The sequence below is a fragment of the Methylobacterium sp. BI1 genome (genome assembly GCF_056680125.1).
Map to the genome: position 1 here is coordinate 1,639,739 of NZ_CM155267.1, position 26,197 is coordinate 1,665,935.

Below are 26,197 nucleotides of genomic sequence, written 5' to 3' on the forward strand. Positions count from 1 at the left end.
CGGACGCCTCGGACGCCCGCGACCCCCATTCGGCACTCTTCTCTCACGAGCAGGTTCCATGTTCTCCAATCCGGATCTCCAGAAGCTCCTGTTCGGGCGCCTGACGCTCGACGCCGTGCCGCTTCATGAGCCGATCCTCCTCGTCACCTTCGCGATGGTCGGCCTCGGCGGCATCGCGGTGCTCGGCGCGCTCACCTATTTCCGCCTCTGGGGTCCCCTCTGGCGTGACTGGTTCACCTCCGTCGATCACAAGAAGATCGGCATCATGTACATCGTGCTCGCGCTGGTCATGCTCCTGCGCGGCTTCGCCGACGCGCTGATGATGCGCGCCCAGCAGGCGATGGCCTTCGGGCCGAACGAGGGCTACCTGCCGCCGCACCACTACGACCAGATCTTCACCGCCCACGGCGTGATCATGATCTTCTTCGTGGCGATGCCGCTGGTGACGGGCCTGATGAACTTCGTCGTGCCGCTGCAGATCGGCGCCCGCGACGTCGCCTTCCCGTTCCTCAACAACTTCAGCTTCTGGATGACGGTGAGCGGCGCCGTGACCGTGATGGCCTCGCTGTTCGTGGGCGAGTTCGCCCGCACCGGCTGGCTCGCCTATCCGCCGCTCTCGGGACCCGCCATGAGCCCGGGGGTCGGCGTCGACTACTACATCTGGGCGCTGCAGATCGCCGGCATCGGGACCCTGCTGTCGGGCATCAACCTCATCGCCACCATCGTGAAGATGCGGGCGCCCGGCATGACCATGATGAAGATGCCGGTCTTCACCTGGACCGCCCTCTGCACCAACATCCTCATCGTCGCCGCCTTCCCCATCCTCACGGCCGTTCTCGCGCTGCTGTCGCTCGACCGCTACGTCGGCACGCACTTCTTCTCGAACGATCTCGGCGGCAACCCGATGATGTACGTGAACCTGGTTTGGATCTGGGGTCACCCGGAGGTGTACATCCTCATCCTGCCGGCCTTCGGCGTGTTCTCGGAGATCGTCTCGACCTTCTCCAGCAAGCGCCTCTTCGGCTACGCCTCGATGGTCTACGCCACCGTCGTGATCACGATTCTGTCCTACCTCGTGTGGCTGCACCACTTCTTCACGATGGGCTCGGGCGCCAGCGTGAACTCGTTCTTCGGCATCACGACGATGATCATCTCGATCCCGACGGGTGCGAAGATCTTCAACTGGCTGTTCACCATGTACAAGGGCCGCATCCGCTTCGAGGTGCCGATGCTCTGGACGGTCGGCTTCATGGTGACCTTCGTCATCGGCGGCATGACCGGCGTGCTGCTCGCCGTGCCCCCGGCCGACTTCGTGCTGCACAACTCGCTGTTCCTGATCGCCCACTTCCACAACGTCATCATCGGCGGCGTGCTGTTCGGCATGCTGGCCGGCATCACCTACTGGTTCCCGAAGGCCTTCGGCTTCAAGCTCGATGATTTCTGGGGCAAGGTGTCGTTCTGGTTCTGGCTGACCGGGTTCTGGGTCGCCTTCATGCCGCTCTACGTCCTCGGCCTGATGGGCGTCACCCGCCGCGTCCAGCACTTCGACGATCCGTCTCTGCAGATCTGGTTCATCATCGCTGCCTTCGGCGCCGTGCTGATCCTGTGCGGTATCGCCTCCTTCGCCATCACCCTGGTGGTCAGCGTCCTGCGCCGCGACCAGCTGCGCGACACGACCGGCGACCCGTGGGGCGGCCGGACCCTGGAATGGGCGACCTCGTCGCCGCCGCCGGACTACAACTTCGCCTTCACGCCGGTGATCCACGATCACGATGCGTGGTGGGACATGAAGAAGCGCGGTTACGCCCGTCCGCTCCAGGGGTTCAAGGCGATCCACATGCCGAAGAACACCGCGGCCGGCATCATCCTCGGCGTGCTCAGCATCGTCTTCTCGTTCGCGATGATCTGGTACATCTGGTGGCTCGCGGCCTTCAGTTTCGCCGCCATCGCGGTCGTCGCGATCGGCCACACCTTCAACTACAACCGCGACTTCTACATCCCGGCCGACGAGGTCGTCCGGACGGAAGGCCAGCGGACGGCCCTGCTGGCGGAGCGCGTCTAAGATCATGGCAACCCACGCGTCCCCCGCCATGAACTTCGAGCCCGGCCGAAGCCCGTCGGTGACGATTCCCCAGGTCGATCCGACGGCCTTCTACGACGCCAAGGGCGAGCATCACCCGGAAGGGAGCACGATGCTCGGCTTCTGGCTCTACCTGATGAGCGACTGCCTCATCTTCGCGGCGCTGTTCGCCACCTACGCGGTGGTGGGCCGGAACTACGCCGCGGGCCCATCGCCGAAGGACCTGTTCGACCTGCCTCTGGTGGCGTTGAACACCTCGATGCTGCTGTTCTCCTCCATCACCTACGGCTTCGCCATGCTGGAGATGGAGAAGGGCGACCTCAGCCGGGTGCAGATCTGGCTCGCCGTGACCGGGCTGTTCGGCCTCGCCTTCGTCGGACTCGAACTCTACGAGTTCCATCACCTGATCCACGAGGGCGCGACGCCCCAGCGCAGTGCCTTCCTGTCGGCCTTCTTCACCCTGGTCGGCACCCACGGCCTGCACGTCAGCCTCGGCATCGTCTGGCTGGTGACGCTGATGGCGCAGGTTCACAAGCGCGGACTGGTGCCCGAGAACAAGCGCCGGCTTCTCTGCCTGAGCATGTTCTGGCACTTCCTCGACGTCATCTGGATCGGCGTCTTCACCTTCGTGTACCTGATGGGAGTCCTGCAATGAGCGCCGCGTCGAAGGCAGGGCACGACGATCACGGGCACGGACACGCCGACGCCGGCAACCACGGGACCTTCAAGGACTACATGACCGGCTTCGTGCTGTCGGTCGTCCTGACGGCGATCCCGTTCATCCTGGTGATGGGCAACGTCCTCGGGAACGACCGCATCACCGGCATCGTCATCATGGGCTTCGCGGTGGCGCAGATCGTGGTGCACATGATCTACTTCCTGCACATGAACACGAAGTCCGAGGGCGGCTGGACCGTCCTGGCGCTGATCTTCACCCTGACGCTGGTGATCATCACCCTCGCGGGCTCCCTCTGGGTCATGTACCACCTCAACACCAACATGATGCCGCAGCACATGCATATGGGCTGATGGCCCGTACACGGCCGGCGGCGCGGCGCTCTCCCGTCACCCTCGCCGCCATCGCCGCCACGGGGCTGATCCTCGTGGCGGCCCTCGTGGCCCTGGGGACCTGGCAGGTCCAACGCCGCGCCTGGAAACACGAGCTGATCGCCCGGGTCGAGGCCCGGGTCCATGCCGATCCGGTCGCGGCGCCGGGCCCCGGCACCTGGGACGGCCTGACGGCGGACGCCGACGCCTATCGTCGGGTGCAGGCGAGCGGACGCTTCCGCAACGACCGTGAGACCCTGGTCCAGGCGGTCACCGATCTCGGCGCCGGCTTCTGGGTGCTGACGCCCCTGGAGCGCAGCGACGGGACCACCATCCTGGTCAATCGCGGCTTCGTCCCCGGGGACCGGCGCGATCCTGGGACGCGGGCGGCCGGGCAGACCGACGGCGAGACCACGGTCACGGGCCTGCTGCGCCTGACCGAGCCGGGCGGTGCCTTCCTGCGCAGCAACGCGCCGGAGGCCGGGCGCTGGTATTCCCGCGATGTCGCCGCCATCGCGGCCGCCCGGGGTCTGACGAACGTCGCCCCTTACTTCATCGACGCCGACGCCACCCCGAATCCCGGTGGCTTGCCGGTGGGCGGGCTGACGATCGTGCATTTTCCCGACAACCACCTCGTCTACGCCATCACCTGGTACGTCCTCGCCCTGATGGTCCTCGGTGCTATCGGCTACACCCTCGCCGATGCCCGCCGCGGGGGAGGGCGGGCATCGGCCTGAGCTCAGGCGGCGAGACGCTTCAGCCAGGTGACGGCCTGCGTGACGTCGGTCTGGGAGAGCCCGTGTCCGACGGGCAGGGTCTCGTGCGTCACCGCCGCACCGATGGTTCGCAGGCGCTCGGCGAGCGATCCCGCGTTGGAAGCCGGCACGATCGGGTCGGCGGCCCCCGAGAGCATCAGCACGGGCCGGCCGGCGAGATCCACCGGTGGCGTCTCGCGCAGGGGCACCATCGGGCGCAGGAGCACGGCGCCTGCGAGAACCTCCGGATGCAGCATCAGCAGGGCCGCGGCGATATTGGCTCCGTTCGAGAAGCCGACCGCCACCGGCGCGGCGAGGCCGTAGGCCGTCCGCGCCGCAGCGATGAATCCCGCGAGTTCGGCGGCGCGGCGGCGGATGTCGGCCTCGTCGAACACGCCCTCCGCCAAGCGACGGAAGAAGCGCGGCATCCCGTTCTCCAGAACCGCACCGCGGGGCGAGAGCAGGGCGGCGCCGGGCAGCAGGGTCCGGCCGAGAGGCAGGAGGTCGTTCTCGTCGCCGCCAGTGCCGTGCAGGAGCAGAAGCGGCGGCAGCCCGGGAGCGGTGGCGGGGACGAAGCGATGGGCGAAGCCCAGGAATGGGTCTGTCATGACAACCTCGCGGCGGTCGGGCGGCGGGCGCCCGCTCCGGTCGGAGCGGGCGGTTACATTCGGAAGACCGCGTTCAGGCGATCTCGGGCAGGTGCCCCTCGATCTGGGCCCGGTGCGGCTCGAGGAAGGCCGGCAGCTTGAGGGCGCGGCCCAGGCTCTCCACCGGCTCGTCGACGGTGAAGCCCGGCACGTCGGTGGCGATCTCGAACAACACGCCGCCCGGCTCGCGGAAGTAGACCGAGCGGAAGTACTGCCGGTCGCGCTGCTCGGTGACGCCGAGCCCGTAGGTGCGGGTTAGCGCCTCCACCATCCGCGCCTGCTCCGCGTCGTCCGCCGCCCGGAAGGCGATGTGGTGGACGGAGCCCGCGCCCTGGCGGCCACGGAGGAACTCGCCCACGGCCCGTAAGGTGACGAACCCACCTTCCGATGCGCCGCTGGCGTAGCGGATCGCCGCGCCCTCGCGTCCGGCCTCGTGGAAGCCAAACACGTCGGTCAGGATCGCCGCCGTGGCCTCCGCCTCCTTCAGGAGCAGGGTGACGCCGTGGAAGCCGCGGATCGCGTGCTCCGCCGGGACCTCGGCACCCGTCCAGGGCCCGTCGGTCTCCGCCGTCTCGGTGCCGACCAGGGCCAGCATCATGCCGTCCGGATCGCGGAAGCGCAGGGTTGGCTCGCCCAGCACCTGGACCAGGGCCTCGTGGGTGACGCCCTTCTCGATGAAACGGTGGGTCCACCAGCCGATCGAGGCGCGCGGCACCCGGAAGGCCGTTTCCTGGGTCTCGCCGATCCCGACCCGGCCGGGGGCCGCGTGTGCGATCGGGAAGAAGGTCAGGATCGTGCCGGGGCGGCCGGTCCCGTCGCCGTAATACAGGTGGTAGGTGCCCGGATCGTCGAAGTTGACGGTCTTCTTCACCAGCCGGAGGCCGAGAACCCGGGTGTAGAAGTCGACGTTGCGGGTCGCGTCGCCGGAAAACGCGGTGACGTGGTGGATGCCATTCTGCGACATGGGACGATCTCCGTAGGGGCTGCACCGCGCCGGGAACCGGCCGTGCTGCGATGATCGGAAGATGCGCCTTGCCTCTGCGTTCGAAAATGGAAACGATGGAAACGCATCGTTTCTGAAAGACGTCCATGAAGCTCCCCGATTTTGAGGCCTGGGCCGTGTTCGCGAAAGTGGTGGAGACGGGGTCCTTCGGACGGACGGCGACCGAGCTCGGCATCACCAAGGGCACGGTCTCGAAGGCGGTGACGCGGCTGGAGACCCGGATCGGCGCGCGCCTGTTCCATCGCACCTCGCGCAAGCTCGCCCTGACGGAGGCCGGCGCCTCGGCCCGGGAGGCCGCCGCCCGCATCCTGGCCGAGGGCGAGGCGGCCGAGGCCCTGGCGCAGGACGCGGCGGCGCAGCCCCGCGGCAAGGTCCGGCTCGCCGCGCCGATGTCGTTCGGGGTGCTGCACGTGGCACCGCTGCTGCCGGATTTTCTCGCGGGTCATCCCGGCCTGAGCATCGACCTGCATCTCGGCGACGACCTGATCGACCTCGTCGGCGGCGGCTTCGATCTCGGCCTGCGCATCGCCGCCCTGACGGATTCCTCGCTCCGGGCCCGGCGACTCTGCACGATACACCGCTCGCTCGTGGCGACGCCGGGCTATCTGGCCCGGTACGGTGCGCCGGCCCATCCGCACGATCTCGCGGGCCATGCCTGCCTCGGCTACGCCTACCTGCCGAGCCCGGATCGCTGGCGCTTCCTCGGGACCGACGGCGAGGAAGCGACGGTGGTCCCGGACGGTCCCCTGCGGGCGAACAACGCCGATGCGCTGGCGCCGGCCCTGCGTGCCGGCCTCGGCCTCGCCGTCCAGCCGGACTTCATGGTGTGGGAGGACCTGCGCGACGGGCGCCTGGTCCGGATACTGCCGGGCTGGACACCGCCACGGATCGACCTCCACCTCGTGACGCCGCCGGGCGATCCGCGTCCGGCCCGGGTCACCGCCCTGATCGCCTACCTGGCCCGCGCCCTCTCGGCCGCGCCCTGGGCCGAACGGCACGGTGACGCGACCGCGTAAGTCGGCTCAGGCCTCGGCGATTTCCAAGGTCAGGCCGCGCCCGCGCAGCACCTTGTCGAGGCGCTCGCGCATGTCCGGGCAGAGGTGGTCCACCCGCATGTGGAGCGTGTCGCCCTGCGGCGTCCCGGTGACCCAGAGGCGGTAGCGCAGGCCCTCGTCCCGTAGCTGCTCCAGCAGGCGCTCGGAGGCAATCCGGTTGGCCTCGTTGTTCATCGCGATGAGGCGTGCATCCATCTCGGTCTCTCCTGCTTGCAGAGGTGCAACGCACAGCACGCCCCTTTTCGTCCCCGTGACCTGAATTCGTGGTGAAGCGAAAAGGACCGGGACACCCGGGGTCGGGGCCGGCGGAGCGCCCGGAGTTTCGGAACACCGGCGCGGTAAGGAGGTTCACGCGAATGCATTCATCCGAGGAGCGTACGATGACACGCAGGGCCACGATCGCCGTCGCGGTGCTGCTCGCCGGACCGGCCGCGGCGCAGTCGGTGGGCGAGAAGACGGGAGTGAATTCGCTGATCGGGGTGAGCCCCTCCACCGACGACTTCGTGACCCAGGCCGGGATCAGCGACCTGTTCGAGATCCAGACCAGCCGGCTCGCGGCCGAGCACAGCGACGCGCCCACCAAGGCCTACGCCCAGCAGATGATCGCCGACCACGAGAAGACCACGGGCGAGATGAAGACGATGGTCCAGGGCGGAAAGGTCCAGGCCACCCTGCCGACGGCCCTCGACAGCACGCACCAGGACAAACTCGACACCTTGAAGGGCCTGCAGGGCGACGCCTTCACGAAGCAGTACCGCAGCGATCAGGTGAAGGCGCACAAGGACGCCGTCGACCTGTTCCAGCGTTACGCGAAAGGCGGCGAAAACCCAGACCTGAAGGCCTGGGCTGCCAAGACCCAGCCGGCCCTCGAGCACCACCTGAAGATGGCGCAGGATCTCGACAAGTAGGTCCGCTCGCCCGGCTGGCGGGCGGGGCGGCGTTACGGAGACCCGCTCCGATCCGCCTCGGGCTCAGAAGACCTCGTCCGTGTGGACGTCGAAGCGGGCGAGGTGCGCGTAGCCGAAATTCGTGGTGATCGCCACATCGGTGGCGTCTCGACCGCGGGCCATGACGATGCGGCCGATGCGGGGCGTGTTGTGGCGCGCGTCGAAGGTGTACCAGGTCCCGTCGAGGTAGGCCTCGAACCAAGCCGAGAAATCCATCGGATCGGGGACCGGCGGGATGCCGATATCGCCGAGGTAGCCGGTGCAGTAGCGCGCCGGAATGTTCATGCAGCGGCAGAACGCGACGGCGAGGTGCGCGAAATCGCGGCAGACGCCCTGGCGCTGCATGAAGCCGTCCCAGGCCGTCCGGGTGGCGTCGGCGCACATGTAGTCGAAGCGGATGCGATCGTGGACGTAGTCGCAGATCGCCTGCACCCGGCCCCAGCCCAGGGGCGTGCCGCCGAACAGCGACCAGGCCGTCTCGGACAGCTTGTCGGTGTCGCAGTAGCGGCTGCCCAGGAGGTAGACGAGCACATCGTTGGGCAGGTTCTGCACCTCGATCTGCTGCGCGTTAGGCGCGTAGGCATCGGGCAGACCGGAATCCTGGACCACGAAATCGGCCGAGATCGTCAGCCGCCCGGGCGGCGTGACGATGCGCGTGCAGATGTTGTCGAAGACGTCGCGATAGTCCTGGGACGGGATCGGCGGATCGAAGTTGATGACGTGGGGGGTCAGGACGTCCGGCATCCGTGAGGGGTGCACGCTCAACGCGAGGATCATCGGCGTTGGCTGAACCGATTCGAAGGCGATGTCGAACCCAGTCCTGATCTTCATGTCCACCACCTGATCCTGTCGAGAAACACACGCTGTTCGTCTGCGGCCGGACGGCGGACGCCGTGCCGGTGCGTCAACGCGCCAGATGCGGATCCGTCACCCGGGGCCCCCCGGCCCCCGGCTCGACTTCCTCGACATCGACGCTCACCGTCATGCCCAGATCGTCCGCCGGAAAACCGAAGAACGATCCGTGCAGCGGGACTGCCTGGCGCGGGTCTCGCGCCACCGCGACCCGGATCAGATCCCGGTTGCCGACGATGCCGTTCGTCGGATCGAACTCGATCCAGCCCGCGCCGGGCAGGTAGACCTGCACCCAAGCATGAGTCGAGCCACCACCCACGTGCCGGTCGCGATCCCCGCGTGGGTTGTAGAGGTAGCCCGAGACGAAGCGGGCCGCCATGCCGAGGGCCCGGACGGCTTCGATCATCAACACCGCGAAATCACGACAGCTTCCGCGCTTCAAACGCAATGTCGTGACCGGGTCCTGCACGCCTTTCTCGGAGCGGGCCAGGTACGCGAAGTTGCGCCGGACACTGCGGGTCATCTCGGCCAGGAGGTCCTGGGTCCCGATCCGTCCGGCGGGGGGCACGAAGCTGCGGGCCCAGGCGTCGACCTCGTTGCGCGGGTCGGCGTATTGCCGCTCCATCGACCGGCTGAGATCCGGGATGTCGTCGGCCCCGTAGCCGAACGGGTAGAACGCCGCATGGGCGGCGATCGGGAAGACCGGCGCCGATTCCGGCGTGTGGTCGAGGGTGATCGCGCATTCGAAGGTGAGCTGCGCCGCCCGGCCCGTGAAGGTGGCGACGGCCACGCAGTTGCCGAAGACGTCGTGGAGCCAGCGCAGGCCGCTCGGCTCCGGCGTGATCTTGAGGGTCGCCGAGATCAGGCGCTGGTCGTAGCTGTCGCGCGGCCGGAACAGGATGCGATGCTCGCCGAAGCCCACCGGCTGCCGGTAACGGTAGGTGGTGAGGTGGCGGACGGACAGGATGGGCAAGGCGAGGGGCTCCACCGCGCCGCATCGGCGTGGTCTGGTCGGCGCGGACGCTGGGGTGACGGATGCAAGTCGTGCGCCGAAGCGACCCGTTCCGGGCTCGGCGGAAGAGCCCCGGAGCGGGGGACTCGGGCCGCGTCAGGGCACGATGGGCTGAGGCGCGGTGGTGGCGATCTCGGCCTCGGTCAGGAGATCGAACGGGCGCCACGGTTTCGGGATGAAGACCGCCTGATCCGGCAGGGTGCCCGGGCGTTCGGCCCGCCGTCCCGAGGTGACCACCATGCGGGCCGCCGGCCAGAGCAGGGCGACCGCCGAGGCGAGCTGGACCCCGTCCATCGCGCCGGCCAGGCTGACATCGGCGAAGACCAGGGCGACGTCGCCGCCGCGCTCGCGCATGATGGTGAGGGCGGCCTCGGCGCTGTCGCAGCCGATGGCCGTGAGTTCGGTGTCGCTCAGCAGCGCCTCGGCCAGCGAGCGCGTGGCGGCGTCGTCCTCGACCACGAGGGCGAGCTTGGTCGGCCGGGGCTTGGCCGGACTGGGCTTGGCCGCCGGTTCGGGTTCCACCTTGCGCACGAGCACCGCGAGGTGTTCCGGCACGCCTTCGGCGATGAGGTCGTCGTAGAAGGCGGCGAGGGCCTGGCCGATCCGGTCGAGCGACAGCCCCGGACTGAGCGTGTCCGCGAGCGTTGTCCGGCTGACGGCGGACGGATCGTCCGCGTTCGTACCTTTCGGGTCCGGCAAGCAGGGCCTCCGCGGTGTGTGTCTCGAGGCGAGCCGGACGCGGCTCGCCGACATTAAAGCCGGGAGGACACGGTCAGTTGCGGGAAATCATCCCCGCCGCTGTCCGCGCTGTGCGTTTCGTCAGTCCACCGTCGCGTCGGCGTAGGCCAGGATGCCGGCCACCGAGCGCACGTCGCGGTAGCGCTCGCCGCGGGTGCTCATCATCGCTTCGAACTTCTCGTGCACCTGCGCCACGGACAGGCTGACGGCCTTCCGGCGCCCGCGCTGGGCGGCGAAGAAGATCGTCTTGTTGGCGCGGGCGGGGCCGGGCAGCATCTGCGCGGCGGCGGCCTTCGGCTTGTCGACCACGGTGGCGAGGAAGTCCTCGGCATCGTCCGGGCCGAGGAAGTGGGCGAGATAGACTTCGCCGAGGGTGAGTTCGCGGCCGATGCGCAGCGCGATGCGGGCGGCGTCGCGCTTCAGCATCTCGCCGGCCATCAGCGCGGAGAGGTAGGGATCGCGGCGCATTTCGAGGATGCGGGTCCGGTCGGCCTGATCGAGGACGGTGGGGCGCCCGTTGTCGCCCGCGACCACGAGGGCGGCATCCCCGGCGAGTCCGTATTTCGGTCCGAAGTCGCGCACCACGCCGAACCAGGTCCGCTCGATGAACTGGAACAGGCCGGTGGCGGAGGACGTCTGGGCCTGGACCTCGGTCTTGAAGCTCGATTCCTTGTCGGCCACAGCCATCAGCAGGACGGGATCGGTCTCCACCGCCTGGGCGGCACGGACGATCTTCTGCACGAGGTGGCGCCGGATCTTCATCGGACCAAATTCGAGCACCTCGTTCGGGTCGCCGACCGAGCTCTCCGTCAGGAGATAATCGTAGGAGACGCGGTCGACCGCGTTGGAGCCGAGTTCGGTGTCGAGGTCGTGGACCGGGGCGAATGCGGAGGCGGCGGTGATCACCGCGCGGGGGGCGATCGCGCTCGCCTGGGCGGAGGTCTGCAGGATGACCGGGACGGGCTGGATGCGTGGCCGCGGCATGGTGATCTCGGTCATCGCCTGGGCCGACTGCACCACGCCGGTATCCGGCCCGACGCCGTAGACCAGGACGCCGCCGAGGCCGCCGGCCAGGAGCAGCATCGAGAGCACCGAGCGGGTGAGGGCGGGGCGGCTGCCGTGATCGCGGCCGACGCGGCCTCCGAGGGTCAGGGCATCGGAGGTCGACGGGGCGGCACCGAGGCCGGAGCGGGGAGCGAGCGAGCCCTTGGTCAGCGCACCCTTGGCGAGCGCACCCTTGGCGACGGGGCTTTTGGCGAAGACGGTCCGTGACGATCCGACATTTCGACCCTGCATCTGCGCGACCCAACCCGTTCCCTGGCGACGGATTGAGATTAGCTTGACAGATGTGGCGACAACACGGCCCAGTTTGGGGCAATCCCGTGGCAAGATTGGCACGGTGTCCAGAGCGTTTTCGCACATCGCGGCCGGAGCGGCCGTGACGCGAAACGCCGAACGCGGCCATGCCGGAGCACGACCGCCGCACGAACATCATCGGGAAGGAATGGTACCACTGCCCCGGCTCGAACGGGGGACCTCTTGATCCACAATCAAGCGCTCTAACCAACTGAGCTACAGCGGCACTGCGGGCGATCTATCCCGACCCGCGCCGCATTTCAAGCCGCCTTCGGCCGATCGTCGGCAAAAGTGTGGACCAGTCGCCCGTCGCCTTCGTGGCGCCAGGCGGTCGACGGAGGCGGGCGGTCGACGCCGGGGTCGCCGACAGGCTAAGCCGTGCGCAGAGCCATCCCCCGCGCGCGTCCCTCGGCGCACGCTCCCGGTCATCGGTCGATGCCACCGTTCTCCACCCCCTCCCGTCCGCCGCTCGCCCGGCAGGTGCTCGTGCAAGCGCCCGGGCAGCTGCGCGCCCTGGTGCGCGGGAGCGAGATCGGTCTGATCGTGCTGGCGGCCCTGATCGGATGCTGCGGCGGCGTCGCCGTGGCAGGGATGAACCGCGCGACGCAGGCCCTGCGGGAGCTGCTCTACGGCCTGCCGCCGGGCCTGCGCCTGAGCGCGGCCACCGATCTCCCGCCGCTCGTGGTCCTGCTGGCGCCGGCCTTCGGCGGCGTCCTGCTCGCGCTGTTCACCCTCGCCCTGCGCTGGCAGCGACGGACCCGGCGCCCGGTGGTCGATCCCATCGAGGCCAACGCCCTGCATGGGGGCCGGATGTCGATCCGGGATTCGACCATCGTGGTGATCCAGAACACGATCTCCAACGGCAGCGGCATCTCGGTGGGGATGGAGGCGGCCTACACGCAGTTCTGCGCCGGACTGGCCTCGCGGCTCGGCCTGTCCTTCGAGCTGCGCCGGGCCGACCAGCGGACCCTCGTCGGCTGCGGGGCGGCAGCGGCGATCGCGGCGGCCTTCGGCGCTCCGCTCACCGGCGCCTTCTACGCCTTCGAGCTTATCATCGGCACCTATTCCATCGCCACCCTGACCCCGGTGGTGGTCGCCGCCCTTTGCGGCAGCGTCGTCGCCCGCGCCCTGGTGGCCCAGACCTCCCTCGTCACGGTGGAGCGGGCGGACGCCGTCACCACCACGGTCCTGACCACCCTCGACACGGTCCCGAGCCTAGCCCTCGGCCTGATCTGTGCCGGCCTCGGCATCCTGATCATGCGCGGCGTGACCCTGGTGGAGGCGGGCTTTCGCGCCACCCGGCTGCCGACCCTCTGCGTGCCGGTCCTCGGCGGCCTGTGCGTCGGGGGCCTGGCGCTCCTCGCCTCGCCGCAGGTCCTCTCCGGCGGGCACGGGGCGCTGCACCTGCACCTCGACAGCCACGGCACCACCCTCGGCCTGTCGGCGCTGATCCTGCTGTTCGTCGCCAAGGCGACGGCCTCGGCGATCTCCATCGGGTCGGGCTTCCGCGGCGGCCTGTTCTTCGCCTCGCTCTTCCTCGGCGCGATCGCAGGCGAGATCTTCGCCGCCGGCATGCCGATGATCCTGCCCGGCCTCGCGAGCTTCGGGCTGACCCCGCTCGCCTACGCGGTGATCGGCATGAGCGCGCTGGCGGTGGCGGTGATCGGCGGACCACTGACGATGACGTTCCTGGCCCTCGAACTCACCGGCAGCTTCCCGATCGCCGGCCTCGTGCTGGTGGCGGTGATCGCCTCGTCGCTGACCGTGCGGAAGACCTTCGGCTATTCCTTCGCGACATGGCGCTTCCACCTGCGCGGCGAGAGCATCCGCAGCGCGCACGATGTCGGCTGGATCCGGACCCTGACGGTGGGCAAGCTCATGCGCCGCGAGGTGCCGACGGCCACCCTCGACCAGGGCCTCGTCAATTTCCTGCGCAAGCACCCGCTGGGTTCGCCCTCCCGGGTGGTGATGGTGGACGGGCAGGGACGGTATGCCGGGATCATCCTGGTGCCGGAAGCCCATGCGGCCCTGCAGGAGGCGGAGGCCGAGGCGCCCGGTCTTGCCGGCCTCCTGCGTCACACCGACGACGTCCTCACCGCCGACATGAACGCCAAGATCGCCACGGCGATCTTCGACCGGACGGAGAGCGAGGCCCTGGCGGTGGTGGAGGACCTGAAGAGCCGCAAGGTGATCGGTCTTCTCACCGAGAGCCACACCCTGAAGCGCTACAGCGAGGAGCTGGATCGGCAGCGCCGGGCGGTTCTGGGCGAGACGAGTTGAAGAGCCGGCGGAGCAGGGGCGCTCCCGGCCTTCAGGGGCGCCCGGTGGCCCGGCGCCAGCCGGCATAGCCGAAGGCGAAGAGGCTCGCCCCGCCCATCATGAGGAGGCTCCAGCCCCAGTCGCTCGGGAGCTGCCCGTCGATGGGATGACCGGCGAGGCCGGAGACCAGCACGACACCGAAACCGGTGACGATGGCCGAGAGCATAAGCCCGAGGCTGATCCCGATACTCATGGAAGTGCGCTCCGAAGCAGGACGAGCGCCCACCGCAGGGCGGGCGCGCCGAAGGCCGACGCCGGGCCCTCCGTGGGACGCGGCGCCGGAAAGGTCGGATCAGAGTCTGAACCGCATGCGAGATTTACTTGGGCGCGGCGGTCGAACCGGTGGTCGCTGCGGGCGCTGCGCCCTTCTGCGGCGTTCCGAACACGTTGACCACGTCGAACCGCACGCCGTCCTCCACCTTCTTGAGGAGGGCGTTGCCCTCGTAATACTTGCCCTGTCCGATCAGACTCGCCGCCTGGTCGACCTCCGTCGTCGTCTGGTTCAGCGGCACGACGGCCAGGACGAAGTTCATGTCCACGCCGGCGAGCTTGAGCTGGTCGATGGCCGACTTGCGGTCGCCCTTTTCGAGGCTCTTGTTCGCGGTCGCCACCGCGGCCGCCTTGGTCGGCGTCGCGACGAAATCCTCGCCGAGGGTCAATTGCCCGTCGACGGGCAGCCATGCCGTGGGCTGCGTGGAGGCTTTCGTCTCGGCGGTCTTCGCGTCGGCGGTCTTGGCATCCGCGGTCTTGGCATCCGCGGTCTTGGCATCCGCGGTCTTGGCATCCGCGGTCTTGGCATCCGCGGTCTTGGCATCCGCGGCCTGCGCGTCGGAAGCCTTCGCGTCGGCCGCCCTCGCCATCGCGGCGTGCTTGTCGGGGCTCCGCAGCTCCGCCTCCGCCTTGGTATAGACGGCCTCGTCCGTCTTGGCCTTGGCCAGCGACGCCTGCGCCTTGCCGATCAGGGTCTTGGCGAGGGTGGGATCGGCATCGAAGATGGCGATGCGGGCGAGGTGCAGATCGCGGAAGGCCTGGGCACCGTCCTTCGACAGCCTGCCCACATCCTTGTCCGCCGCCTGCTGCGCGGCTGACATCGGCGGCGCCGTCGCGGGCTTCACCGCATCGTTGGCCAATGCCACACCGCTGAGGAGCGAGGTTGCGGCAAGGAAAGCGGCAACTGTTCTTGTCTTATTCATCGCAATACCTCCGAAGAAGAGCTGCGCCCGGATCCCTGATCAAGCTGATCTACCTGCGCTGGCGATCTCTTCTGAGGCGAATGTGGTCCCGACCATGTGCGGTGTCATCTTAAAGTTTGGTCAGGTTCGGTTCATCAAATATTCGTTGACAGAAAGCCCGTCGAGGGGGCGGCTCGAGGCAAACGTGAGTCTGCTACCAAGCGGATCAAAAAAGCACGCGGTGATCGCTCACCGCGTGCCGGTCGTTCCTTCGAAGGTGGGATCGGTCAGGCGGCCGAGAGCCGGGTCTTGCGGGTCAGCGCTTCCTCGACGGTGCCGTCACCATCGAGATATCCGTGCCGCTTCGGGTTCGGCATGATCAGCGAGGCGATGAAGGCGATGCCGAGCATGATCGTCACGTACCAGAAGAACGTGCTCTCGGAGCCGAGCTGCTTGAGGTAGAGCGCGACCATCTCGGCGGTGCCGCCGAACAGCGAGTTGGCGATGGCGTAGGACAGGCCGACGCCGAGGGCGCGGACCTGGGTGGGGAACAGCTCGGCTTTCACGATGCCGCTGATGCCGGTGTAGAAGCTGATGACGACCAGACCGATCATGATCAGCGCGAAGGACAGGACCGGGTTCTGGGTGGACCCGATGCCGGTCATCAGCGGCACCACCATCAGGGTGCCGAGGCCGCTGTAGAGCAGCATGTTGGCCTTGCGGCCGATCCGATCCGAGAGCCAGCCGAAGAAGGGCTGGATGATCATGTAGACGAACAGGGCGGCCGTGGAGATCTGCGAGGCCGTGACCTTGTCGATATGCGCCGTGTTGAAGAGGTACTTCGGCATGTAGGTCGTGAAGGTGTAGAAGCTCAGCGAGCCGCCGGCGGTGTAGGCCAGCACCACGCAGAACGCGCGCCAATGCTTGAACAGGGCCGAGAAGGTCCCGGAATCCTTCTTGGCCATGTCCTCCTTGGTCGCAGTCTCGTCGAGGGATGAGCGCAGGTAGAGGGCCACCACCGCCGCGATGGCGCCGATGACGAACGGAATGCGCCAGCCCCAGGCGGTGAGTTCCTGGGCGCTGAGGAAGCTCTGGAGGATGATCAGCACCAGCGAGGCGAGGAGCTGGCCGCCGATCAGGGTGACGTACTGGAACGAGGCGAAGAAGCCGCGGCGGCCCTTCACGGCGATCTCGCTCATGTAGGTGGCGCTGGTGCCGTACTCGCCGCCGACCGAAAGGCCCTGGATCATCCGGGCGAGGAGCAGGAGGGCCGGCGCGAGTTGCCCGACCGTCGCGTAGGTCGGCAGCACCGCGATCATCAGCGACCCGGCGCACATCATCAGCACCGAGATCAGCATCGAGGTCTTGCGGCCCAGGCGATCGGCGATGCGGCCGAACAGCCAGCCGCCGATCGGGCGCATGAAGAAGCCCACCGCGAACACCGCGGCCGATTGCAGGAGCTGGCTGGTGCTGTCACCGGCGGGAAAGAACACCGGCGCGAAGTAGAGCGCGAAGAACGCGTAGCAGTAGAAGTCGAACCATTCGACCAGATTGCCCGACGAAGAGGCGACGATCGCCTTGATCCGGCGGCGATTGTCGGCGGCTTCGTCCGCCTTCGATACGATGGTCCCGGCGCCACCTGTCATACGTTCCGTCCCTATTCCCTGAGCAAGACCGTTCGCGGCTTGCTTTGGTCGGACGTTACCGACTGAGGCGAATTTCACAAGGGCGATCAGCGGGTTGCAGCAACATCACAAGATCTCGATGAAACCAGGCTGTGGAAGATGGTCGCCTGAGCTTGGCTGGAATAGTCCATCAGGTTCGAGATTGTGCGCTCTAAGATCAGCGCAAGAAAAGCGGGAACGGTTTCTCCAAGCTCCTCGTTGCGGACGGCATCGACGTCGAGCGGCGTCTGGCAGCAACGAGAGTGGAAGCGATCCCATGAGCAAGCTCTTTCGGAGCACGGTGACGGCGGCGGCCCTGGTGATTGGCGCTGCGAGCGCGTTTGCGCAGGGCGGCCCGGGTGGCGGTGCTGGTGGCGGGGCAGGCGGTGCCGGCGGCGGAGGCGGCGGTGCCGGCATGGGCGCTGGCGGCGGCGCCGGTGCAGGAGGAGCTGGCGGGGGCGGCGCCGGTGGCGCCGGTGGCGGGATGCGTGGCGGCGCCGGTGGTGCGGGCGGCGGCGCCGGCATGCGCGGCGGCGAGGCCGGTGGTGCGGGCGGCGGCGCTGGGATGCGCGGCGGCGCAGGCGGTGCGGAGACGGGGGCCGGCCCAGCCGGTGGCGCCCAGCGCGGCGAGCCCGGTGGCCGCGGCGCCGAGGGCGGCGCGCGACAGGACGGTCGTCCGGGCCAGGCGGCCGGCGAGCGTGGCGGTCGCGAGGACGGCGGCGCCGCGGCACGCGATGGCCGGGCCGATCGGGACGGCAAGGCTGATCGGGACGGCAAGGCGGACCGAAATGGGAAGGCGGACCGGGACGGCCGCGACGAGCGCGGTGGCCGGGCCGACCGCGACGAGCGCGGTGGCCGGGCCGACCGCGACGAGCGCGGTGGTCGTGACGGTCGCGTCGAGCGCGAGGGCCGGGGCGGACGTGGTGATCGCGGCGATCGCGGCGCTGTCCGGGGTGCCTATGGCCGCCTCGGCGCGCCGCAGCGCACCGAGTTCCGCCAGAGTGTGTTCCGCCGCGGCATCCCGCGCCTGGCCGCCGGAGCCTTCGCGCTCACCGTCGGCACGGCCATCGCCCGCAGCTACACCCTCTACGACCTGCCGCCGGACATCATCCGGATCGCGCCGGAATACGAGGATTATCGCTACGTGCTGGTGGACGACGACATCGTCATCGTCGATCCCGACACCTACGAGATCGTCGACGTGATCCGCGGCTGATCCGAGCGTTCAGGACATTTGAAGGGGGCGGGGCTTCACGGCTCCGCCCTCTCGCGTTTCGGCGTCAGCGCTTGCGATCGAGGAGGCCGGAGACCACCCGGGCCGTGTAGTCGACCATCGGCACGATGCGGGCATAGTTCAGGCGGGTCGGCCCGATCACCCCGACAACACCGACGATCTTCTGCGAGCCGTCGCGGAACGGGGCCGCGATCATCGACGAACCGGAAAGCGAGAACAGCTTGTTCTCCGAGCCGATGAAGATGCGCACGCCCTCGCCGCCCTCGGCCCGGGACAGGAGCTCGATCACGTCCTTCTGGGTCTCGAGGTCGTTGAACAGCAGGCGGATGCGGTCGAGGTCCTCGGCGGCCCGCAGGTCGTCCAGCAGGTTGGCCTGCCCGCGCACGATGAGCTGGCGCGCATCCGACGGGCCGACGCTGACGGCGAGCCCCGCATCCACGAGGCGCTCGGTGATGGCGTCGAGCTCGCGCTTCATCGCCTGCCGGCCCGACTCGATCTCGGCGCGCAGCGTCCCCAGGGTCCGGCCCTGGAGCCGGGCGTTCAGGTAGTTCGAGGCCTCCTGCAGGGCGCCCGCCGGCAGGCCTGCCGGCAGGTCGAGGAGGCGGTTCTCCACGGAGCCGTCATCGGAGACGAGGACGACCAGCGCCCGGGTCGGATCTAGGCGGACGAACTCGATGTGCTTGAGGTGGACGTTGGTCTTGGTGGTGAGCACCACGCCGGCCCCGCGGGAGATGCCCGAGAGCAGCATCGAGGCCTCCGCCAGGGCGGAATCGAAGGTGTGGCCCGAGGCGGCGGCGCGCATCTGAGCCTCGATCCGCTCCTGCTCCTCCCGCCCGACATCGCCGAGCTCCAGCATCGCGTCCACGAAGAAGCGCAGGCCCTGCTCCGTGGGCAGACGGCCGGCCGAGGCGTGGGGCGCGAAGATCAGCCCGGAATGCTCGAGATCCGCCATAACGTTCCGGATCGAGGCCGGCGACAGGGCCATGGGCAGGATGCGCGCGAGGTTGCGTGAGCCGACCGGCTCACCGGTCGTGAGATAGCTCTCGACGATCTGCCGAAAGATTTCGCGCGAGCGTTCGTTCAGCGCGCTGAGAACCTGCATCTGCTGGGATGTCGAAAAGGGGCGGGCGGGCTCTGTCACGGTCCATTCCTGAGGTGGAGAGTGTGACGGTCTCCCGTGATTTACACAATGCTCCCCGCCGCCATCCCTGTAAGGAAGCGGGGAGGAACACGGGAAACAGCTTGGCCGCGGACAGCGTTCCGCGCCTGCGACCCGCTGCCGGGACCACCGGCACCGATCCGCCGGCACCGCCCACAATCCGCCCGGCCTCGCTTGCCGGCCGGGAGCCGGAACCGTAAAGCCGCACTCCATCACCATCGAAAGGAGAGCGGCATGCGGCCCTCGAAGCGCGCGAACGACGAACTGCGCATGGTCACCCTGGAGCGCGCCGTCTCCCGCCATGCCGAAGGCTCGTGCCTCGTCAGCTTCGGCGACACCAAGGTGCTGTGCACGGCGACCCTCGAAGAGCGCGGTCCTGGCTGGCTGCGCGGCTCGGGCAAGGGCTGGGTCACCGCGGAATACGCCATGCTGCCGCGCGCCACCCACGAACGCACCCGGCGCGAAGTGAATTCCGGCAAGCCCTCGGGCCGGACCCAGGAGATCCAACGCCTGATCGGCCGCTCCCTTCGGGCCGTCACCAACCTGCCGGCGATCGGCGAGCGCCAAGTCACCGTCGATTGCGACGTGATCCAGGCCGATGGCGGCACCCGTACCGCCGCCATCACCGGCGCCTGGGTCGCCCTACACGACTGCTTCACCTGGATGCGCGGCCGTTCGATCATCTCGGTCGATCCCCTGCGCGACCACGTGGCCGCGGTCTCCTGCGGCATCTACAAGGGCAAGCCGGTCCTCGACCTCGACTACGCCGAGGATTCCGGGGCCGAGACCGACGCCAACTTCGTCATCACGGGCACCGGCGGCCTCGTCGAGGTGCAGGGCACTGCCGAGGGCAAGCCGTTCTCGGAGGAGGAGCTGTTCGAGCTGATGCGCCTCGCCAAGGGCGGCATCCAGTCCCTCGTCGCCCTCCAGAAGCAGGCCGTGGCGCAGGGAGCCTCCGCATGAGCGAGCACCGCATCCTCACCGGTCGCGTCGTCATCGCGACCCACAATGCCGGCAAGCTCGTGGAGATGCGCGAGCTGCTGGCGCCCTTCGGCGTCGATGCGGTCTCGGCCGGCGAGCTCGGTCTGCCCGAACCCGACGAGACCGGCACGATGTTCGCCGAGAACGCGGCCATCAAGGCGCTCGCCGCCGCGACCGCCTCGGGCCTGCCCGCCTTCGCCGACGATTCCGGTCTCTGCGTCAACGCGCTGGACGGGGCACCCGGTTTGTTCTCGGCGCGCTGGGCGGGTCCGTCCAAGGATTTCGCCGGCGCCATGGCACGGATCGCTTCGGAGCTCGACAAGCGCGGCGCCACCACCCGGCGGGCGCATTTCGTATCCGCCCTGGTGATCGCCTGGCCGGACGGTCACACCGAGACCTTCGAGGGCCGGGTCTTCGGCGAGCTGGTCGAGCCCCGCGGTGCCAGCGGGTTCGGCTACGATCCGATGTTCCTGCCCGACGGCTACGACCGCACCTTCGGGGAGATCTCCTCGGAGGAGAAGCACGGGGTCGACTGGCAGACGGGCAACGCGCTGTCGCATCGCGCCCGCGCCTTCGTGCTTCTGGCCCAGACCTGCCTGCGGCGTCCCTGAGGCCGGCGGCGGGATTGCCAAACGGCGGTCCCGCGCGCACATCCGCGTCATGACCGAACCGACAGGCCCGGACCACCCGACCCGCGATGCGGGGTTCGGGGTCTACGTGCACTGGCCCTTCTGCGCCTCGAAGTGCCCCTATTGCGACTTCAACAGCCACGTGCGCCACGCGCCCGTGGACGAGGGCCGCTTTCTCAAAGCCTTCGAGGCCGAGATCGCCCACGTGGCCGCGCGCACGCCCGGCCGCACCGTGTCGAGCGTCTTCCTCGGCGGGGGCACGCCCTCGCTGATGCAGCCCGCCACGGTGGCGGGCCTGCTCGACGCCATCGGGCAGGCCTGGAGCGTGGCGCCCGGCGTCGAGATCACCCTGGAGGCCAACCCGACGAGCGTCGAGGCCGAGCGCTTCCGCGGCTATCGTGCGGCCGGGGTCAACCGGGTCTCTCTCGGGGTGCAGGCCATGGACGACGTCTCGCTGAAGCAGCTGGGGCGCCTGCATAGCGCGACCGAGGCCATGGCGGCGGTGCGGGTCGCGGCTGCGCATTTCGAGCGCTACTCCTTCGACCTCATCTACGCGCGGCCGGACCAGAGCCCGGCCGCCTGGCGGGCCGAGCTCGAGGGCGCCATCGCCCGCGCGGCCGAGCACCTGTCGCTCTATCAGCTCACCATCGAGCCGGGGACGCCGTTCTTCGGCCTCGCCGCCGCCGGCAAGCTGGTCCCGCCCGACGACGATTCCGCCCGGGCCCTCTACGACGTCACCCAGGAGGTCTGCGACCGGGCCGGGCTCCCGGCCTACGAGATCTCGAACCACGCACGCCCGGGCGCCGAGTCGCGGCACAACCTACTGTACTGGCGCTACGGCGAATATGCGGGCATCGGCCCGGGCGCCCATGGCCGCCTCGTCGAAGGGGCGGGACGGATCGGGACCGTCACGGAGCGGGCGCCGGAGGCCTGGCTCGCCCGGGTCGAGGCGCAGGGCCACGGCATCGTCGAGACCGAAGCGCTGGCCGCCTCGGACCAGGGCGACGAATTCCTGATGATGGGCCTGCGCCTGCGCGAGGGCATCGACCCCCGGCGCTACGCCGCCCTGAAGGGACGAACCCTCGAGGCCGGCCGGATCGACGACCTCGTCGCCGAAGGGCTCATCGCCCGCAGCTCGGATGGCCGCATCGCGGCGACGCCCGCCGGCGCGCCGGTGCTGAACGCCGTGGTAGCCGCACTCGCCGCCTGATCCGGCTCCGGAGGGTCAGGTTCCGGAGGGGCCGAGGGTCCGCGGAGCCGGGCTGACGACGGTCGGCGCGCCCGAGCGGATCTCGTAGACCGCCAGGGCCCGGTCGCTCGGGCCGTCCGGCCGGAACCGGAAGGTCCCGTCGACGCCGGAGAAGCCGGAGGGATTGGTGAGCGTCGTGTCGGCGAAGCGTTGCGAACCGAATTGCCGCGACAGGGCCGCCATCAGGGAGACCGCGTCGTAGGCGAGGGTGGCGACCCGCGGCGGCACCGAGCCGAAGCGCGCCTGATAGCGCTGCGAGAAGCCGTTGAATCCGGCGGCGTCCGGTGCCGCGAACCAGCCGCCCTGGAGGGCGGGCAGGGCGAAGATTCGGGGATCGTTCCAGACGGCGGTGCCGATCGGCCGGACCCGTCCGGGCGAGAACCCGGCCTTGGTCAGGGCCGGGGCGACGGCGGCGAGCCCGTCCGGGGTGTCCGGCAGGAAGAGGGCGTCGGCCTGGGCCGCCGGGCCGGTGATGAGGCTGCCGAGGCGCCCGATGGCGGCGGCGGGATTGCCGACCGGATAGCGCTCGATCGCCACGAGGCGCGCGCCCTTGCGGGCCACCGCCTCTCGGAACTGGGCCTCCACGGCATTGCCGTAGCTTGAATCCGGGATCATCGCCGCGAAGGACTTGCGGCCGGACGCAACGGATTCGTCGATGACCCGGTCGACCTCGGCCTGGGGCAGGAAGCTCAGGAGATAGGTGCCGCGGGCAGCCACCCCGGCATCGGTCGAGAAGGCGATGAGTGGCTTGCCCGCCGCGCGGACCACGCCCGCCGCCGCCTGGACGTTAGCGGCAAAGAGCGGGCCGAGGACCAGCTCGGCCCCATCCGCCACGGCGGCCTGGGCCGCCTCGCGGGCGCCGTCCGGCGCGCCACGGTCGTCCTTCACGAGGATCTGCAGGTCGGGCTTCTGGAAATCCTCGATCGCGAGTTCGGCCGCGTTGCGCATCGCCGTGCCCACCGCCGAGCCCGGTCCGGTGAGCGGCACCACCAGGGCGACCTTGACCGCGCCGGTGCCGATACGCCCTCCGGCCGGGGGGACCGGTGCGTCGGCCGCGGGAGCTTCCGCCTGGGGCGCCGGAACCCGGTTCGAGAACCGGCCGCCGCCATCCGGTCCGCCGACGCAGGCTGCGAGCAGGAAAAGGGTCGCGATCCCGACCAGCCCGGATTTCAGCCTGTTCGTGCGCGTCATCGGTGGCCCCCCTGTCGCCGGCTGACGACCCACGCTTGCAGCCTAGGCGCCAAAAGTAAATGTGAGCCGACACCCCGGCACGCATTCCGCAGGAGGCCCCGATCGTGGCAAGGTCCCGGCCATGACCCAGAAGAACGACACGCGGACCCGGCGCCGGCGCGACCCGAGCGCGACGGGTTCCGGCGCCCGCCCACCCGCCACCTTCACGGCCTTCGGGCTCGCCGCCGAAGCCGAGGCGATCGAGCCGGGCCTCCACGTGGTGGCGACCCCGATCGGCAACCTGAAGGACGTCTCGTTCCGCGCCCTGGCGACGCTGGCCGCCGCCGACGCGGTCCTGGCGGAGGACACCCGCGTCACCCGAACGCTGCTGATGCATTACGGGATCACCACGCCGCTGGTGGCCTATCACGAGCATTCCAACGCGGCCGTGCGCGAGCGAATGATCGCCCGGATGCAGGCCGGCGAGGCCCTGGCCCTGGTCTCCGATGCAGGGACGCCCCTCGTTTCCGATCCGGGCTTCAAACTGGTGCAGGCGGCGATCGAGGCCGGCCTCAGCATCACGCCCATCCCCGGCCCCTCGGCGGTGATGACCGCCATCGTGGCCGCGGGCCTGCCCACCGACCGGTTCTTCTTCGAGGGCTTTCTTCCGGCGAAATCCGGCGCCCGGCGCAACCGGTTCGAGGCGCTCGGGCGCATCCCCGGGACGCTCGTGCTGTTCGAATCCCCCCATCGCCTGCCCGAGATGCTGGTGGACGCCGTGGAGGTCCTCGGGGCCACGCGTCCGGCCGCCATCGCCCGCGAGCTGACCAAGCTCTACGAGACCATTCGGCGCGGCAGCCTCGGAGACCTCGCCGCGCGCTACGCGGAGGAGGGCGCGCCGAAGGGTGAAGTTGTGGTGATCATCGGCACGCAGGACGAGGCGCCCGACGCGGCGGAGACGGATGCTGGCCTCGACGCGGCCCTGACGGCGGCGCTCGCCCGGCACTCGATCAAGGACGCCGCGACCCTGGTGGCGGAAGAGAGCGGCCAGCCCCGCCGGGTGGTCTATGCCCGCGCCCTGGCCCTGGCCCGGCGTGACGATGAGACCTGAGGGTCCTGCGGCCGAGCGCCGGCGCGTCACCGAGCTGCGCGGCCGAACGGCCGAGACCCTGGCACTCCTCGCCCTGATGCTGAAGGGCTACCGTCCCCTTGGATCGCGCTTTCGCGCGGCGGGCGGCGAGATCGACCTCATCGTCCGGCGCGGGGCGACGATCGCGTTCGTGGAAGTGAAGGCGCGCAGCACGCTGGCAGCAGCCCAGGAGGCCATCGACGCCCGCAAGGTGGCGCGGTTCTCGCGGGCGGTCCGGGCCTGGATCAGCCGGCACCCGAACACCGACGCGGCGACCTTCCGGGCGGACGCGGTGTTCGTCTCACCCTGGGCCTGGCCCCGGCACGTGGCCGACGCCTTCCCGATCCGATGATGTCAGGCGCGCGCAGCGGCGACGGCCGCGATCAGCGTCCGCTTGAGGTCGGCCTGGCTGAACGGCTTCTGCACGACCGGACGCTCGCGGAACGGCTCGCGGATGCCCGCGCCGCCGTACCCCGTCGAGAACACGATCGGCAGGTTGCGGTTCACGATGGCCTCGGCCACCGGGTAGATCGGCTCGCCCGCGACGTTGACGTCGAGGATGGCGACCTCGAAACTCTCGTTCTGCGCCATCTCGAGGGCCGTCGACAGGCGCGCGGCGGGTCCGACGACGGTGCAACCGAAATCGAGCAGCATGTCTTCGAGCAGCATCGAAATCGCAGCCTCGTCCTCGACGACAAGCACGCGAGCCCCGTTGAGAAGGTCTTCGTCCACTTGAGCACTCACGCCGGGGCTTCTTCCCTTCGATCTGTCTGGAATTCCGGAACGCCTTCCGCAGAAGACGCTCAGGGGTTCGCTCCCACCGTGTGCGATCGGCCTCGCGCCTTGCGAATGATGCAGGGCCAGAGCGAGACCGCAAGGCCCGCTGAACGGCCCGGCGCAGAGCGAGCCGTCGCCCGTTCCGCAGGGCGTGTCAAGCACCTGACCGTCGTCAAAGGCCGTCGGCAGGCCACCAATGTTATGGTCTGAAACATTTCTGCGCCATCGACGCTTACCGGTAGGCACGCCCCCCTGGGACACCAACAACCTATGTTAATCGGATGGCCCGGCGTGCGAGACTGGACGCGACGGTCGGCGGTCACGTGGCTTGCCGTGTCGAGCCTGCCTGCGGTCGCACCTGCCACGGCCGAGACACCCCTCGTGGTGGCTTCGAAGAGCGACACCGAGGGCGCCCTAACCGGCGCCATGATCGCCCAGGTTCTGGAGGGGCTGAACCTGCCCGTCCTGCGCAAGCTCGGGCTGGGGCCGACCCTGATCGTGCGCAACAGCCTCCTGTCCGGCGAGATCTCGGTCTATCCCGAATATACCGGCAACGGCGCCTTCTTCACCGGTACGGAGAGCGATCCGGTCTGGAAGTCGCCGCAGGGCGCCTACGACACCATCCGCCGACGCGACGCCGAGCGTGGCCTCGTCTGGCTGACCCGGGCGCCGGCCAACAACACCTGGATGATCGCCGTCAACGGGGCGCTGGCGCGGCGCGAGGCTCTGGCCACGATGACCGACTTCGCCGGTGTCGTTCGCCGCGGCCTCATCCGGCTCGCCGCCTCCACCGAGTTCGTGGAGAGCCCCGCGGCGCTTACGGCTTTCGAGGCAGCCTACGGCTTCTCCCTGCCCCTCGACCGCATCGTCAGCCTGCCCGGCGGCGACACCTCCGTCACGGCGCGGGCGGCCGCGCAGGAGATCAGCGGCGTGAATGCCGGGATGGTCTACGGCACCGACGGGGCCCTCTCGGCCCTCGACCTCACCGTCATGAGCGATCCCCTGGGTGCCCAGATCGTCTACGAGGTGGCACCCGTGATCCGGCAGACCGATCTGGCCCGACATCCCGAAATCGCGCCCGCCCTGGCGCGTGTGTTCAGCCGCCTCGATGCCGAGACGCTGCGTCGCCTGAACGCCCGCATCACCGTCGACGGCGAGGTGGCCGAAGCGGTGGCGGCCCGGTTCCTGTCCGAGAACGGGCTCCTGCCGTGACGCCGGGGAA

27 protein-coding genes and 1 tRNA gene are annotated in these 26,197 nt (G+C 69.4%); 14 read left to right on the forward strand and 14 right to left on the reverse strand.

What is annotated here, in order from left to right; genetic code table 11:
* The first annotated feature begins 58 nt into the window (after positions 1–58).
* The 4 genes from cyoB to AC1MGR_RS07750 are packed head-to-tail and all read left to right on the forward strand — an operon-like array spanning position 59 to position 3,864.
* Positions 59–2,062, forward strand: a complete 2,004-nt coding sequence (gene cyoB, locus AC1MGR_RS07735) for a cytochrome o ubiquinol oxidase subunit I (protein ID WP_108034493.1) — start codon at positions 59–61, stop codon at positions 2,060–2,062.
* 4 nt (positions 2,063–2,066) lie between these two features.
* Positions 2,067–2,735 carry a cytochrome o ubiquinol oxidase subunit III gene (gene cyoC / locus AC1MGR_RS07740; RefSeq protein ID WP_108034494.1) on the forward strand — a complete coding sequence of 223 codons (669 nt, stop codon included), beginning with the start codon at positions 2,067–2,069 and terminating at the stop codon, positions 2,733–2,735.
* The gene (gene cyoD / locus AC1MGR_RS07745; RefSeq protein ID WP_480234215.1) at positions 2,732–3,109 is read left to right on the forward strand and encodes a cytochrome o ubiquinol oxidase subunit IV; all 378 of its coding nucleotides are present in this window, start codon (positions 2,732–2,734) and stop codon (positions 3,107–3,109) included. Before cyoC ends, cyoD begins: the two co-directional genes overlap by 4 nt.
* A complete protein-coding gene (locus AC1MGR_RS07750) occupies positions 3,109–3,864 on the forward strand; it encodes an SURF1 family protein (protein WP_480234216.1) in 756 nt (251 codons plus the stop codon). The genes cyoD and AC1MGR_RS07750 overlap by 1 nt, the downstream gene beginning before the upstream one ends.
* Before the next feature lie 2 nt (positions 3,865–3,866).
* Here AC1MGR_RS07750 and AC1MGR_RS07755 read toward each other — a convergent pair whose 3' ends face one another.
* Both AC1MGR_RS07755 and AC1MGR_RS07760 read right to left on the reverse strand, forming a co-directional pair.
* Complete coding sequence (locus tag AC1MGR_RS07755) at positions 3,867–4,490, reverse strand: alpha/beta hydrolase (RefSeq protein ID WP_480234217.1); 624 nt, start codon at positions 4,488–4,490, stop codon at positions 3,867–3,869.
* 73 nt (positions 4,491–4,563) lie between these two features.
* Positions 4,564–5,493 (reverse strand): ring-cleaving dioxygenase, encoded by a 930-nt coding sequence (locus tag AC1MGR_RS07760; RefSeq protein WP_480234218.1) that lies wholly within the window; start codon positions 5,491–5,493, stop codon positions 4,564–4,566.
* Between the two features lie 125 nt (positions 5,494–5,618).
* On the opposite strand from AC1MGR_RS07760, the gene AC1MGR_RS07765 reads away from it, so the two are divergent.
* On the forward strand, positions 5,619–6,548 hold the full coding sequence (locus AC1MGR_RS07765) for a LysR family transcriptional regulator (protein WP_480234219.1): 930 nt from the start codon (positions 5,619–5,621) through the stop codon (positions 6,546–6,548).
* Positions 6,549–6,554: 6 nt separating this feature from the next.
* Here the strand turns inward: AC1MGR_RS07765 and AC1MGR_RS07770 are convergent, their stop codons facing one another.
* Positions 6,555–6,782: a hypothetical protein gene (locus tag AC1MGR_RS07770; protein WP_108034500.1), complete on the reverse strand. Its 228-nt coding sequence runs from the start codon at positions 6,780–6,782 to the stop codon at positions 6,555–6,557.
* Between the two features lie 185 nt (positions 6,783–6,967).
* On the opposite strand from AC1MGR_RS07770, the gene AC1MGR_RS07775 reads away from it, so the two are divergent.
* Entirely contained in the window at positions 6,968–7,495 is a 528-nt protein-coding gene (locus AC1MGR_RS07775) for a DUF4142 domain-containing protein (protein ID WP_480234220.1), read from the forward strand.
* 63 nt (positions 7,496–7,558) lie between these two features.
* Here AC1MGR_RS07775 and AC1MGR_RS07780 read toward each other — a convergent pair whose 3' ends face one another.
* The 5 genes from AC1MGR_RS07780 to AC1MGR_RS07800 form a co-directional block, all read right to left on the reverse strand.
* On the reverse strand, positions 7,559–8,365 hold the full coding sequence (locus tag AC1MGR_RS07780; protein WP_108034501.1) for a transglutaminase-like domain-containing protein: 807 nt from the start codon (positions 8,363–8,365) through the stop codon (positions 7,559–7,561).
* A 73-nt stretch (positions 8,366–8,438) separates the two neighbouring features.
* On the reverse strand, positions 8,439–9,359 hold the full coding sequence (locus tag AC1MGR_RS07785) for a transglutaminase-like domain-containing protein (protein ID WP_108034742.1): 921 nt from the start codon (positions 9,357–9,359) through the stop codon (positions 8,439–8,441).
* 135 nt (positions 9,360–9,494) lie between these two features.
* Entirely contained in the window at positions 9,495–10,016 is a 522-nt protein-coding gene (locus AC1MGR_RS07790; RefSeq protein ID WP_480234745.1) for a response regulator, read from the reverse strand.
* Positions 10,017–10,217: 201 nt separating this feature from the next.
* Positions 10,218–11,432, reverse strand: a complete 1,215-nt coding sequence (locus AC1MGR_RS07795; RefSeq protein WP_108034502.1) for a transglycosylase SLT domain-containing protein — start codon at positions 11,430–11,432, stop codon at positions 10,218–10,220.
* Positions 11,433–11,641: 209 nt separating this feature from the next.
* Positions 11,642–11,718 (reverse strand) — tRNA-His (locus AC1MGR_RS07800).
* A gap of 209 nt (positions 11,719–11,927) precedes the next feature.
* Between AC1MGR_RS07800 and AC1MGR_RS07805 the strand changes: the two genes are divergently transcribed.
* Positions 11,928–13,772, forward strand: coding sequence for a chloride channel protein (locus tag AC1MGR_RS07805; RefSeq protein WP_480234221.1), 1,845 nt, complete (start codon positions 11,928–11,930; stop codon positions 13,770–13,772).
* A 31-nt stretch (positions 13,773–13,803) separates the two neighbouring features.
* Here AC1MGR_RS07805 and AC1MGR_RS07810 read toward each other — a convergent pair whose 3' ends face one another.
* The 3 genes from AC1MGR_RS07810 to AC1MGR_RS07820 form a co-directional block, all read right to left on the reverse strand.
* The gene (locus AC1MGR_RS07810) at positions 13,804–14,004 is read right to left on the reverse strand and encodes a hypothetical protein (protein ID WP_146180436.1); all 201 of its coding nucleotides are present in this window, start codon (positions 14,002–14,004) and stop codon (positions 13,804–13,806) included.
* 124 nt (positions 14,005–14,128) lie between these two features.
* Complete coding sequence (locus tag AC1MGR_RS07815; protein ID WP_480234222.1) at positions 14,129–14,902, reverse strand: YfdX family protein; 774 nt, start codon at positions 14,900–14,902, stop codon at positions 14,129–14,131.
* 368 nt (positions 14,903–15,270) lie between these two features.
* On the reverse strand, positions 15,271–16,629 hold the full coding sequence (locus tag AC1MGR_RS07820) for an MFS family transporter (RefSeq protein ID WP_108034505.1): 1,359 nt from the start codon (positions 16,627–16,629) through the stop codon (positions 15,271–15,273).
* Between the two features lie 295 nt (positions 16,630–16,924).
* On the opposite strand from AC1MGR_RS07820, the gene AC1MGR_RS07825 reads away from it, so the two are divergent.
* A complete protein-coding gene (locus AC1MGR_RS07825; RefSeq protein WP_480234223.1) occupies positions 16,925–17,863 on the forward strand; it encodes a DUF1236 domain-containing protein in 939 nt (312 codons plus the stop codon).
* 64 nt (positions 17,864–17,927) lie between these two features.
* On the opposite strand, the gene hrcA is transcribed toward AC1MGR_RS07825, so the two are convergent.
* Entirely contained in the window at positions 17,928–18,983 is a 1,056-nt protein-coding gene (gene hrcA / locus AC1MGR_RS07830; protein ID WP_181259582.1) for a heat-inducible transcriptional repressor HrcA, read from the reverse strand.
* Between the two features lie 291 nt (positions 18,984–19,274).
* Here hrcA and rph point away from each other — a divergent pair, with 291 nt between their 5' ends.
* From rph to hemW, 3 genes are read left to right on the forward strand one after another with little or no spacing between them, the layout of a single operon-like run.
* Positions 19,275–20,003 carry a ribonuclease PH gene (rph, locus tag AC1MGR_RS07835; protein ID WP_108034508.1) on the forward strand — a complete coding sequence of 243 codons (729 nt, stop codon included), beginning with the start codon at positions 19,275–19,277 and terminating at the stop codon, positions 20,001–20,003.
* A complete protein-coding gene (rdgB, locus tag AC1MGR_RS07840; RefSeq protein WP_108034509.1) occupies positions 20,000–20,632 on the forward strand; it encodes an RdgB/HAM1 family non-canonical purine NTP pyrophosphatase in 633 nt (210 codons plus the stop codon). Before rph ends, rdgB begins: the two co-directional genes overlap by 4 nt.
* 49 nt (positions 20,633–20,681) lie before the next feature.
* Positions 20,682–21,860 (forward strand): radical SAM family heme chaperone HemW, encoded by a 1,179-nt coding sequence (gene hemW / locus AC1MGR_RS07845; protein WP_480234224.1) that lies wholly within the window; start codon positions 20,682–20,684, stop codon positions 21,858–21,860.
* A 15-nt stretch (positions 21,861–21,875) separates the two neighbouring features.
* On the opposite strand, the gene AC1MGR_RS07850 is transcribed toward hemW, so the two are convergent.
* Complete coding sequence (locus tag AC1MGR_RS07850; protein ID WP_480234225.1) at positions 21,876–23,090, reverse strand: penicillin-binding protein activator; 1,215 nt, start codon at positions 23,088–23,090, stop codon at positions 21,876–21,878.
* 121 nt (positions 23,091–23,211) lie between these two features.
* Between AC1MGR_RS07850 and rsmI the strand changes: the two genes are divergently transcribed.
* On the forward strand, positions 23,212–24,180 hold the full coding sequence (rsmI, locus tag AC1MGR_RS07855) for a 16S rRNA (cytidine(1402)-2'-O)-methyltransferase (RefSeq protein ID WP_480234226.1): 969 nt from the start codon (positions 23,212–23,214) through the stop codon (positions 24,178–24,180).
* Positions 24,170–24,550, forward strand: coding sequence for a YraN family protein (locus AC1MGR_RS07860; protein ID WP_480234227.1), 381 nt, complete (start codon positions 24,170–24,172; stop codon positions 24,548–24,550). Before rsmI ends, AC1MGR_RS07860 begins: the two co-directional genes overlap by 11 nt.
* A 2-nt stretch (positions 24,551–24,552) precedes the next feature.
* Here the strand turns inward: AC1MGR_RS07860 and AC1MGR_RS07865 are convergent, their stop codons facing one another.
* Positions 24,553–24,942 (reverse strand): response regulator, encoded by a 390-nt coding sequence (locus AC1MGR_RS07865; protein ID WP_108034514.1) that lies wholly within the window; start codon positions 24,940–24,942, stop codon positions 24,553–24,555.
* 366 nt (positions 24,943–25,308) lie between these two features.
* Between AC1MGR_RS07865 and AC1MGR_RS07870 the strand changes: the two genes are divergently transcribed.
* On the forward strand, positions 25,309–26,187 hold the full coding sequence (locus tag AC1MGR_RS07870) for a glycine betaine ABC transporter substrate-binding protein (RefSeq protein ID WP_480234228.1): 879 nt from the start codon (positions 25,309–25,311) through the stop codon (positions 26,185–26,187).
* Positions 26,188–26,197 lie beyond the last annotated feature (10 nt).